Source organism: Photobacterium sp. NCIMB 13483 (assembly GCF_003025475.1).
GTDB lineage: Bacteria > Pseudomonadota > Gammaproteobacteria > Enterobacterales > Vibrionaceae > Photobacterium > Photobacterium piscicola.
In genome coordinates this window covers 1-11,802 of sequence record NZ_PYLV01000041.1, presented here as the reverse complement: position 1 = coordinate 11,802, position 11,802 = coordinate 1, and the positions used below count along the sequence as shown (strand labels likewise).

Here is an 11,802-nt window from a genome sequence, read left to right as displayed (position 1 = left end):
ATGTATCTGTTCAAGTGCTTGTCTTAAAAACATAAAAAAATCCAAGTGCATTAAATACACTTGGATTTTTACACATCTACAGGATCGTTCAACTGATCATTTTGGGCTTAACTGATCAGCATTACGCCATTAGCGAGCTTTTTTTATTACTTTGAAAACAACCATTTTCTATGAATAGAATTAATTCATAGGATCCATGAAGTTAGGGCCTTGTTTGTAATCACCTTTCATACTAACAAGCTGTGCCTGTTGGTTGAAAGTTAAGAACAAGTTCTTTTGAACCGGCTTATCATGACCATTTTGTTCGTAGAAAATGTAGTTCCATGTGTTGGGGTAACTTGGGTCAACTAACATAGGTGTACCCAGCACATATTGAACTTGCGTTTTCGTCATGCCAACACGCAAGGTATTAACACTTTTTTGTTCTACATAGTTGCCTTGGTCAATATCAATACGATAAACCAAACGTTCAGCGACCGAACAGCCACTAAGTAAGCCCAACACTAAGGTTAGGGCTGCAATGTTTTTCCAACTCATAGCATCCTGGCTTTTTAGCTTTAACTGCTGCGATGATAAACAAGGTCTTGGCAGAAGTAAAAAGCGGTAAAGAAAAAAAGTAATATATTTTGATATTTGACTATTGCTGGCCGCAATAGTTGCATCAAGGTTTTAGTTTATTTCATATTCGCGCAAGATGCGAAATTAAATCATGCCGCAACCAGCAGTTCTTTCGCATTTGCGAGAGTGCGCTCAGTAATCTCACTGCCGCCTAATAGACGTGCTAGCTCAGCAATACGATCATCAGTGCTTAATGGACGCATCTGTGTTTCAGTTTGACCATCGGTGGTTTTCTTGGCGACAAACATTTGCTGGTGACCACAACCCGCGACTTGCGGTAAGTGAGTCACACACATTACTTGGGTTGATGCCCCTAGTTTGCGTAGCATTTTACCGACGATAGCGGCTGTTGGACCACTGATACCCACATCGACTTCATCGAAAATCAAACTTGGAGTTTCAACTTTTTGAGCGGTGATCACTTGAATCGCAAGTGAAATACGGGAAAGCTCACCACCTGAGGCCACTTTGCCTAATGGCTGTAATGGTTGACCTGGGTTAGTTGAAACTAAGAAATTAATGCTGTCGTAACCTAATGGGCTTAACATACGATCAGGATCACTGGTCAGTGCAATTTCAAATTCACCGTGTTCCATACTTAACATATGCATACTTTCAGTGATTTTTTGGTCAAGCTCTTTGGCGTAACGTTGGCGGCTTTTACTTAGCTTTTCAGCCGCTTCAATGCATTGTTGACGTAGATTTTCAACGTTAGCCGCCATGTCTTCTAGGCGTTCATCGCTACAATCAAGGTTATCAAGTTCTTTCAGTAAATCATGGTGCTTTTGATAAAGCTCGGCTGGCATTACATAGTGTTTACGTGCCATCGACATGATTTTAGCTAAACGTTCTTCAAGATAAATTAACCGATGTGGGTCCATGTCTAAATTATCAAGATAGCTACGTAGCTCTTGGCTTGCTTCTTGAACCTGAATAATTGCTTCTTCCAGCATTTGCGGAATCGCACTTAAACTGCTGTCATATTCACCAAGGTTGTTCACTTGCTGACAAGCCATTTGTAACAGTTGCAGCGCGTTACCATCATCGTTGTCATAAAGCATCGATAAGGCGGTTTGACTTGAAATAGCCAGTTCACCTGAATTTGATAGACGCTTATGTTCTTCTTCGATCTCAATGAATTCTTCTTCGCCAAGGGCTAATTCATCAAGCTCTTTAACTTGGTATTGTAAGAGTTGTTTTTGTGCTTCGTTTTCATCACGGCTTTGGGTTAAGCGTTTTAGCTCGTTATGTGCTTGACGCCAGCGTTGATAAGCACTGCGAGTACGATCAATTAATAGATGATGACCTGCATATTGATCAAGCATGTGTTGTTGATATTCAGGGCGCATTAGCTGTTGGTGTGCGTGTTGACCATGAATATTAATCAGCAATTGCCCTAATGCTTTTTGTTGCGATGCAGGAACAGGGCTACCATTAATAAAACCACGTGAGCGGCCTTCTTTGGTGATCACTCGGCGCAAAATACACTCTTCACCATCAATGAGCTCATTATCTTCGAGCCAACGTCGAGCAGCTTGGTTATTTGCCAATAAAAATGCGGCTGAAATTTCAGCTTTATCTTCATTTGGTCGCACCATAGAGGCTTCAGCGCGATCACCTAAACATAAACCTAAGGCATCAATAGCAATAGATTTACCTGCACCGGTTTCACCTGTAATGGTGGTCATGCCGGGTTTTAGTTCAAATTGAAGAGTTTTGACAATAGCAAAATTAGAGATCGTCATATGCGCGAGCATTGTGTTCACCTGTTTAAATCAACACCTGTTTTTTCATACAGTATATACTGTATCTATAACCAGTAAAGTACTGGGGCGATAATTATTCAGATAAAATGTGACTTAGATTAACTTTTTGAGTAGTTACAAAAAACCAGCCGCTAAAATGTGCTGGTTTTGAGGGAGAAAAGTGGTGTTTATTTTAAAATAGTCGACTCGACCAGCCTAATTTGCCACGTAGGACATTGTAGTAGCTGTAATTCTTAGGGTGGATCAGTTGCAGGCGATCTTCACTTTGATAAATATGAATTTCATCACCAGGGCTTACGGGAAGCGATACTTGACCATCACAACTGACTTCTAGGGTGCTGCCATTATTGGGGGACACCAGCAGTTTAATACAACGATCGCCATCAACGACTAATGGGCGAGAAGACAGGGTGTGAGGAAACATTGGCACCAGTGCAATGGCATTTAAACTGGTTGATAAAATTGGGCCGCCACCTGATAGTGAATAGGCTGTTGAACCTGTTGGGGTTGCAATAATTAAGCCATCAGAACGTTGCGAGAAAGCAAAGCAGTCATCAATATAAACTTCAAATTCTATCATATGGGCAATTTTATCAGGATGCAGTACCGCTTCGTTTAAGGCGGCATTACGGCTTTTTATTTGCCCATGACGATGCACTTCGGCTTCAAGTAAAAACCGATCTTCTTTGATAAATTCGCCAGCCAATACGAGAGCAAGCTGTTGCTCAAAATCTTCAGGATCAAGATCAGTCAGGAAACCAAGATTGCCACGGTTAACGCCAATCACTGAAATATTAAACCGTGATAAAACGCGAGCGGCACCGAGCATATTGCCGTCACCACCAACAACAACCGCGAGATCTGCTTTATCACCAATGGTGAGCAAATCACAAAAACAATGCTCAGGTACGTCAATATCGTTGGCTAATCGATGATCGACTAACACGTTATAGCCTTGCGCGGTTAACCACTCATATAAGCTTGAGTGAGTTTGTAATGCCTCAGGATTACGTGGTTTGCCAATTAACGCGATAGTATCAAAAATACGCTTCATGTCCCTGTTCCGACAAATGATGGTGGGTCAGTATAGCCTTAGAAAAAACAACTTGTCGTGGTTTGTTGTCAATATTGGCTTGAATCATTGAACTTCATCCCCATAATATGCTCAAGACTATTTTAAAAGTGGCACTTATCTAATAAGGCTACTGAGTGAATAAAACCCTTTTATCTTGGCGGAGAACCAACGCATGACTAACAAAAAACACGATGTACAGGATGAGCAGCTAAACGATACAGTTGAAGCTGTTGAAGTCGAAGCTGTCGAGGGTGAGTTTGTTGAATCTGAGCAAGAGTTATACGTAGCTCGTATTGCAGAACTTGAAGCTGCTTTATTAGCAAAAGATGCAGAAGTTAATGAAGTAAAAGATGCGGCATTGCGCGCACGTGCTGAAGGCGAGAATGTTCGTCGTCGTTCTGAGCAAGAAATTGATAAAGCACGTAAATACGCATTAAACAAATTTGCTGAAGAATTATTGCCAGTTATTGATAACCTTGAGCGCGCTATTGAAATGGCCGACAAGAATAACGACGCAACCAAAGCAATGATGGAAGGTGTTGAATTGACATTGATGACAATGACAACAACCGTTGGTAAATTTGGCCTAAAAGTGATTGATCCACAAGGTGAAGCTTTTAATCCTGAATTCCATCAAGCAATGGCGATGCAAGAAAGTGCTGATTTTGCACCTAATACAGTCATGGCTGTAATGCAAAAAGGTTACGAGCTAAATGGCCGTGTGATCCGTCCAGCAATGGTAATGGTATCAAAAGCCGCTGCGGGTAACGTGAATACTCAAGCGTAATTTACAGCGAATGATTCAAGACTTACTTGATAATGACGCAAAATAAGACCCACTTTGGTGGGTTTTTTTATTTTTTTGCATTTTTTTTGGGATCGCCCCTTGAAAAGTAATCTGGCGACCTTATCTAGTAGTCATAAGACATTAAATGTATTTGTCACGGGTTTATCCCGAACCGCTAACCCATTTGATATATGGGTGTAGTTAAGAACATATAACGAATTTCGGAGATTGTCTGATGGGTAAGATCATTGGTATTGACTTAGGTACAACTAACTCTTGTGTAGCAGTACTTGACGGCGACAAGCCACGTGTAATTGAGAACGCAGAAGGCGAGCGTACAACAGCATCAGTTGTTGCATACACGCAAGATGGTGAAACACTAGTTGGTCAACCTGCAAAACGTCAGGCGGTAACTAACCCTGAAAACACATTATTCGCTATCAAGCGTCTAATTGGTCGTCGTTTTGAAGACGAAGAAGTTCAGCGTGATATCGAAATCATGCCTTACAAAATTGTTAAGGCTGACAACGGTGATGCATGGGTAGAAGCGAAAGGCCAAAAAATGGCTGCTCCTCAAGTATCTGCTGAAATCCTAAAGAAAATGAAGAAAACTGCAGAAGACTTCCTGGGCGAACCAGTAACTGGCGCAGTTATCACAGTACCTGCATACTTTAACGATGCACAGCGTCAAGCAACAAAAGATGCTGGCCGTATCGCAGGTCTAGATGTTAAACGTATCATCAACGAACCAACTGCAGCTGCTCTAGCTTACGGTCTTGATAAGACTGGCGGCGACCGCACTATCGCAGTTTACGACCTTGGTGGCGGTACTTTTGATATCTCAATCATCGAAATCGATGAAGTTGAAGGCGAAAAAACATTTGAAGTTCTAGCAACTAATGGTGATACACACCTTGGTGGTGAAGACTTCGATACACGTCTAATCAACTACTTAGCAGACGAGTTCAAAAAAGAGCAAGGTATCGATCTTAAGCACGATCCTCTTGCAATGCAGCGTCTAAAAGAAGCAGCAGAGAAAGCGAAAATCGAACTATCTTCTGCACAGCAAACTGATGTTAACCTACCTTACATCACAGCTGACGCGACTGGTCCTAAGCACATGAACATCAAAGTGACTCGTGCGAAACTAGAATCTCTAGTAGAAGATCTAGTACAACGTACTCTTGAGCCACTTAAAGTAGCTATCTCAGATGCTGGTCTATCTGTTAGCGACATCAACGACATCATCCTTGTTGGTGGTCAAACTCGTATGCCAATGGTTCAGGCTAAAGTAACTGAATTCTTCGGCAAAGAGCCACGTAAAGACGTTAACCCTGATGAAGCTGTTGCTGTAGGCGCTGCTGTTCAAGGTGGTGTACTTGCTGGTGATGTTAAAGACGTGCTACTTCTAGACGTTACTCCACTATCTCTTGGTATTGAAACCATGGGTGGTGTAATGACTAAGCTTATCGAGAAGAATACAACTATCCCAACAAAAGCGAACCAAGTGTTCTCTACTGCTGAAGATAACCAAAACGCGGTAACTATCCACGTTATTCAAGGTGAGCGTAAGCAAGCAAGCTTCAACAAATCTCTAGGCCAATTTAACCTAGAAGGTATTCAAGCTGCACCACGTGGTATGCCTCAAATCGAAGTAACGTTTGACCTAGATGCCGATGGTATCCTAAACGTTTCTGCGAAAGACAAGACTACAGGTAAAGAGCAGAAGATCACTATCCAAGCGTCTGGTGGCCTAAGCGATGCTGACATCGAGAAGATGGTTCAAGAAGCTGAAGCTAACAAAGAAGCGGATAAGAAGTTTGAAGAGCTAGTAACTGCTCGTAACCAAGCTGACCAACTTGTTCACGGTACTCGTAAGCAAATTGAAGAAGCTGGTGAAGCACTTCCTGCTGATGAGAAAGCAAAAATCGAAGCTGCTGTTGCTGAACTAGAAGAAGCACGCAAAGGCGAAGATAAAGAAACAATCGATGCGAAAGTACAAGCGGTTGTTGCAGCATCTCAAAAGCTAATGGAAATCGCTCAACAAAAAGCGCAAGCACAACAAGCTGATGGCGCAACTGGCGAGCAACAAGCTAAGCAAGACGACGACGTTGTTGATGCTGAGTTTGAAGAAGTTAAAGACAACAAATAAGACGTTATTAATATCTATTAATTAACATCTTGTTTAAATTACGGGCGTTTGAGGTTACTCTAACGCCCGTAACTATATCTAGCTAGGTGACAATCAAGTTATGTCGAAACGTGATTTATACGAAGTGTTAAGTGTGGCTCGTGACGCAAGTGAGCGTGACATTAAAAAAGCTTATAAGCGCTTAGCAATGAAGTTCCACCCCGACCGTAACCAGGGTGATGCGGAATCTGCTGAGAAATTCAAAGAAGTGAAGTACGCTTATGAAATTCTAACAGACGACCAAAAGCGCGCTGCTTACGATCAATACGGCCATGCAGCCTTTGAACAAGGTGGTATGGGCGGTGGCGGCGGCGGCTTCGGCGGCGGTGCAGACTTCAGTGACATCTTTGGTGATGTGTTTGGTGATATCTTTGGTGGTGGCGGTGGCCGTCGTCAACAACGCGCACAGCGTGGTTCAGATCTTCGCTACAACATGGAACTAACGTTGGAAGAAGCTGTTCGCGGTTGTTCGAAAGAAATCCGTGTACCAACATTAGTTGGTTGTGATTGCTGTGACGGTTCAGGCGCTAAAAAAGGTTCATCTGCAACAACGTGTGGCACCTGTCATGGTGCTGGACAAGTGCAGATGCGTCAGGGCTTCTTTGCGGTTCAGCAAACATGTCCACACTGTCATGGTCGTGGCCAAATTATCAAAGATCCATGTGATAAGTGTCATGGCGAAGGCCGTGTAGAAGAAACTAAAACGCTTTCAGTTAAGATCCCTGCGGGTGTCGATACTGGCGATCGTATTCGCTTAAGCGGCGAAGGCGAAGCTGGAGAACTTGGCGCACCAGCGGGTGACTTGTACGTTCAAGTACATGTTAAAGATCACCACATTTTCCAGCGTGAAGGTAATAATCTACATTGTGAAGTACCTGTAAGTTTCACTATGGCAGCATTAGGTGGTGAAGTTGAAGTACCAACCCTTGATGGCCGTGTAAGCTTAAAAGTACCGGCTGAGATGCAAACGGGCCGTATGTTCCGTATGCGTGGTAAAGGTGTTGATTCGGTTCGTGGTGGTTTACGCGGTGATCTTATCTGTAAATTGGTGGTTGAAACACCAGTACATTTAAGCAAGCGTCAAAAAGAACTACTGCAAGAACTGGAAGAAACATTTGGTGGTAAAGATGCGAGTAAGCACAAGCCAAAATCAGAAGGTTTCTTTAACGGTGTAAAGAAGTTTTTCGACGATTTAACCAACTAATTCGTCGCAAACAAGAATAAATAAAAGCCGCTATTAGTGAATGCTAATAGCGGTTTTTTTATACCAAGAATATCCGTCATTCCTTACAGTGAATACCCGCGAGGGCGATAGGGTATCTAATACTTTTTAAATATGATCATTCAATTAATGGAATGAGTAGAACTAAGCCCCTCACCATAAAGGAAATAATCCGTCATCTCGGAAGAGAGGCACGAGCTATCCGTGATCTATTTATCACGCGTTTGAGCATAAAAGAAACCATTGAAAATATTACCAGCAACCTTCAGGTGAGCCTTTACCATTTTGGTTTAGTGTTAGATCTTTATTTAAACAAGTATCATTGGTTGCTTGAAATTGTGGTTCAGCAATAATTGTATAAGAGTTTTTACTCGCATTTGAAATGGATAAAAGGTATTTATTTGTGTCATTATCACAAAATGAACATGTATTATTCGTATTGACTTCTGACACCAAAGGCATAGCAGCATATCCACCAGAGGTTTTTGTATAGTTAGCTTCAAGTTCCAATTGAATTTTAATCAGATCCCCCATAGCCTGAGTACGATGCCCCTTCAATACATGATCCTGATATGAAGGATAAGCAATGGCTGTTAATACTCCAATGACTGCCACGGCAATCAACATTTCGATCAGCGTCACGCCTTTTTGTTTAATCATCTTCCGTAATCTCTTAAATATTCGAGTTGTCTCGATAACTGGTTGATATCCTTATTCTGCTATTTTGCGGTGGTGATAAACTCTGAATCAAGTTGTTCTTAGGGATCAGAATAACGTTAATAGGGATTTGGGGAATGGCTCGAGAAATTACCACGCATTTTCATCACATACATCACAATGGTGACTGTCAGCGGGGATTTACTCTGTTGGAATTGGTGTTCACGGTGGTAATCATCGGCATTGTTGCGGCAATGGCAGCCCCAAGTTTCAGTGGCCTCATTGAATCGAATAAAATTAAGCGCTTGGCAACAGAAATAGAGTGGTTATTAGTGCAAGCCAAATCAGAAGCAGTGATGCGTGGGGAAAATGTTGAGGTTCAGGTCGTGGTAGATGGTGCAGGAACGCCTGCGTGGTCGATAATATCAAGAACAACATCTGGTGCGATTACGTTAGCTGAGGTCTCTAGTGAAAATTTTTCAAATATTGAATTAGAAACGACATTTAGAACAGGTATGGTGACATTTAATAAATTAAATGGCAAACCTAATTTAGCAGGTGGGTATCAATTTAATATACCAACAAAAGATAAAGTAAAAGTAACTGTAAATACAATGACTGGACGTATTTATTCTTGTGGCGTTGATGGAGTAGTTTATGGCTATAAAAAATGCTACTCAAAATAAAGGTTTTTCGTTAATTGAATTACTTATTGCCTCATCCGTAGGGCTTATTGCGATAGGTGTTGTTGGATCGGTTTTTTTATCGGGGTATAAATCAGCAAATCAACGTTCTTTAGAATTACTACTACAACAAGATGTAAATGATGCATTGTCATTATTAAAGCACGATATTTTAAGAGCAGGCTATCAATCTGGTGCATCCTCTAGTTATATAATTAGTGGCGCAACAGATATTGTTACTTTAGGCGCTTCAAGTTCAGGTGAACAATGTATTAGTTATGCTTATTATGATGGTGCAGTTCAACATTTACGATCTTTTTATAGTGAAATTAGAACTGATTCATCTGACACTCCAGTTAAAGTTCTAAAGTTTTATACAACAACGTCAGCAGGAGTAAATATATCTGGCACTTGTAAAAATGGTCAGTCAGCACTTGATCAAAACCAGATAGAAGTTAAGGAATTTAGTATTGTTGAACGGGCTTTATCTTCGGCTAGTGCAACCAGTAAATTACTTACTATTAAATTAGCCGCCAGCTTACGTGCTAATCCATCAATTAGTACTGCGAAGTCGATTCAGATTAAAACAAGGAATTGGCAATAATGAATAAACATCAACAGTCAGGGATGACGACATTATTAATTACTAGCATGTTATTAATAGTGGCGTTGTTATTTTCATTGGCGTCATATAAGAATTTATTTTATCAAATTAAGCGTACTCAAAATGAAGTACTAGCGAGACAAGCGCACTGGATTGCTGAAGGTGGGTTGGAGTGTGGTTTTGTGGAGCTAAAGCAAAAAAATATACGTCCTACAGATCCTGGTTTTAGTAAAAAATGCACTGTATTAGCTCCAATATCAGAGCTTAGCATTGGTTATTCTCCATTAATTATTGATCAACCAAAGTATGAATTAATTAGTCATTATTCTAATGCAGTAATAAAGCATGATGTTTCTAAGTCGATTAATTATGGTGGAGGAGGGGTTTCAAGTACGTTAGAGACTAGTGGATCTGTTGAATTAAGCGGTTCTCAACATTTTGTACCTAATCCAACAGCATCAAAAAAAGATGGATTGTATAAATGTAAATCTATAGTCGCTGGTGGTGAAGTTAACTACGTTGCTGGTAATGGAGGTGAATTACATTTTTTAACAACAGACTTTACTGTGAGTGGACATGCGGGAGGACCATTAGGAGTACCTCCTTTTACTTGTCATTCAGAATATAGGTCTAATATGTACGATGTAAATAAACAACCTGATTATACTGTCGGTCATGGGAAGTTTGGAGACATAGTTGAAAATCAAACTGTAAATGTATTTAAAAATATTTTTGGTAAAGAACTTACTGAGGCTAATCTTGTGAGAGAGGAGTTCAGGAGTCACCCCAAAGGAATAGTAATAACGGGTAAAACGTCAGGTGGATGGATTATTGACTGTAGTCAGAAAATTCAAAAAGCATATGCTTCAGGTAAAAGACGAATTTGGGCTGATGGTAGTTGTGCCATAACGGGAGATATATTGGGCGGTAAAAATAAACCAACCAATGACGAAGCTATACAGTTAGTTATTTTTGATGGTTTGTTTCATATTTATAGTGTTTCTTTTATCGATGGACTAATTTATCAATATATTTCACCTAGCTTTAATATTAAAGAAGGATGGTTAGATTTTTTTAATAGTGCAAGTTCTATTAATGTGCTTTCTGGCGATCTTTCTAAATCAGTAGCTGAAGGTGATGGTTATAATAAATATGTATTTAATATATTTTCCTCAATTAATATTGATGGAGGGATAGGCGTTGATGCTCCTAATCGAACAATTAGGATTAATGGTTCTATTGTTCCTGCTTATAATGCGGATAAAGCAGGAAAATATATAAACGTATTAACATGGCAACAAGGATCTTGGCATGACTTCTAATATCAAAAAAATAACAGGCTTTGGCTTATTAGAAGTGGTGATTGCCCTTGGGGTACTTTCTGTTGGTGTATTGGGCTTAGTTAAGATGCAAGCCTATATGGAAGTAAAAGCAGAAAACGCATTAAAGACCTTAGATGCACTTCATATAGCAGAAGCGCAGATGGAGTATTATCAAACCCGCGCCAGTAATATCAGTGGTGCGACTGGATTGATTGCTTTTGAAAGTATGGCTGCACCAACTAATTGTCGGCAATCGATGGTGAGTGGTACTGGTTATACGCTTACTTGTGATGCCAACACTTTATCGTTATCTGATGCACTGCGAACAATTAATGTTAGTGTCAGCTGGGCTGATCGCCGTGGCGACTCGCAAGCGGTATCTTTAAAAACCGCTATCTCTAAATACAGTGAATTTGATTAAACAACGGCTATCATCGCTAAAAAGACACAATTTAATCCAAAGCAAACCGTTTTGAACAAAAAATGTTCAAACGGTTTTTTTTTGTTAAAAAACGATTGTCAGCTAATAAAATCTCCCTATAATGCGACCTCACTGACACGGACAACGGCGCAAGCGGTTACCGAAATCAGTATTGTTCTTTAACAATTTGACCATGCAATCTGTGTGGGCACTCGTTGAATAGTTAAGTCGAAAGATTTATCAATGAACTGAGTGACCAATACAAATAACCTAATCTATTTATAGAGAAGATTGTTTGGCACAGTCAATTCATTACCATTCTGTTCCTATTTGTAGAAACAGAAGCGGTAATAGCTTTAAAATTACTAAGGTAGTTTTGAAGTCAGTATTCATTGAGCCGTCTCGAAAGAGACAACAAAACTTTAATTGAAGAGTTTGATCATGGCTCAGATTGAA

11 protein-coding genes are annotated in these 11,802 nt (G+C 40.5%); 7 read left to right on the top strand and 4 right to left on the bottom strand.

Going from position 1 to position 11,802, the window contains the following annotated elements; genetic code table 11:
• Positions 1–180 precede the first annotated feature (180 nt).
• The 3 genes from bamE to nadK all read right to left on the bottom strand — a co-directional run bounded on the left by bamE (position 181) and on the right by nadK (position 3,438).
• The gene (gene bamE, locus C9I86_RS19410; RefSeq protein WP_036795911.1) at positions 181–537 is read right to left on the bottom strand and encodes an outer membrane protein assembly factor BamE; all 357 of its coding nucleotides are present in this window, start codon (positions 535–537) and stop codon (positions 181–183) included.
• Between the two features lie 170 nt (positions 538–707).
• Entirely contained in the window at positions 708–2,375 is a 1,668-nt protein-coding gene (recN, locus tag C9I86_RS19405) for a DNA repair protein RecN (protein ID WP_080158411.1), read from the bottom strand.
• Positions 2,376–2,556: 181 nt separating this feature from the next.
• A complete protein-coding gene (gene nadK, locus C9I86_RS19400) occupies positions 2,557–3,438 on the bottom strand; it encodes an NAD(+) kinase (protein WP_107277232.1) in 882 nt (293 codons plus the stop codon).
• A 193-nt stretch (positions 3,439–3,631) separates the two neighbouring features.
• Here nadK and grpE point away from each other — a divergent pair, with 193 nt between their 5' ends.
• The 3 genes from grpE to dnaJ all read left to right on the top strand — a co-directional run bounded on the left by grpE (position 3,632) and on the right by dnaJ (position 7,641).
• On the top strand, positions 3,632–4,246 hold the full coding sequence (gene grpE, locus C9I86_RS19395) for a nucleotide exchange factor GrpE (protein WP_080158410.1): 615 nt from the start codon (positions 3,632–3,634) through the stop codon (positions 4,244–4,246).
• A 235-nt stretch (positions 4,247–4,481) separates the two neighbouring features.
• On the top strand, positions 4,482–6,398 hold the full coding sequence (gene dnaK / locus C9I86_RS19390; protein WP_080158409.1) for a molecular chaperone DnaK: 1,917 nt from the start codon (positions 4,482–4,484) through the stop codon (positions 6,396–6,398).
• Between the two features lie 100 nt (positions 6,399–6,498).
• A complete protein-coding gene (dnaJ, locus tag C9I86_RS19385; RefSeq protein ID WP_080158408.1) occupies positions 6,499–7,641 on the top strand; it encodes a molecular chaperone DnaJ in 1,143 nt (380 codons plus the stop codon).
• Positions 7,642–7,911: 270 nt separating this feature from the next.
• Here dnaJ and C9I86_RS19380 read toward each other — a convergent pair whose 3' ends face one another.
• Positions 7,912–8,319 (bottom strand): type IV pilin protein, encoded by a 408-nt coding sequence (locus C9I86_RS19380; RefSeq protein ID WP_107277231.1) that lies wholly within the window; start codon positions 8,317–8,319, stop codon positions 7,912–7,914.
• A gap of 134 nt (positions 8,320–8,453) precedes the next feature.
• On the opposite strand from C9I86_RS19380, the gene C9I86_RS19375 reads away from it, so the two are divergent.
• The 4 genes from C9I86_RS19375 to C9I86_RS19360 are packed head-to-tail and all read left to right on the top strand — an operon-like array spanning position 8,454 to position 11,346.
• A complete protein-coding gene (locus tag C9I86_RS19375) occupies positions 8,454–9,002 on the top strand; it encodes a GspH/FimT family pseudopilin (protein WP_107277230.1) in 549 nt (182 codons plus the stop codon).
• Positions 8,974–9,603 (top strand): PilW family protein, encoded by a 630-nt coding sequence (locus C9I86_RS19370; protein ID WP_241956922.1) that lies wholly within the window; start codon positions 8,974–8,976, stop codon positions 9,601–9,603. Before C9I86_RS19375 ends, C9I86_RS19370 begins: the two co-directional genes overlap by 29 nt.
• Positions 9,603–10,925, top strand: coding sequence for a hypothetical protein (locus tag C9I86_RS19365; protein WP_107277229.1), 1,323 nt, complete (start codon positions 9,603–9,605; stop codon positions 10,923–10,925). Before C9I86_RS19370 ends, C9I86_RS19365 begins: the two co-directional genes overlap by 1 nt.
• Complete coding sequence (locus tag C9I86_RS19360; protein ID WP_107277228.1) at positions 10,915–11,346, top strand: type IV pilin; 432 nt, start codon at positions 10,915–10,917, stop codon at positions 11,344–11,346. Before C9I86_RS19365 ends, C9I86_RS19360 begins: the two co-directional genes overlap by 11 nt.
• Positions 11,347–11,802: the final 456 nt, after the last annotated feature.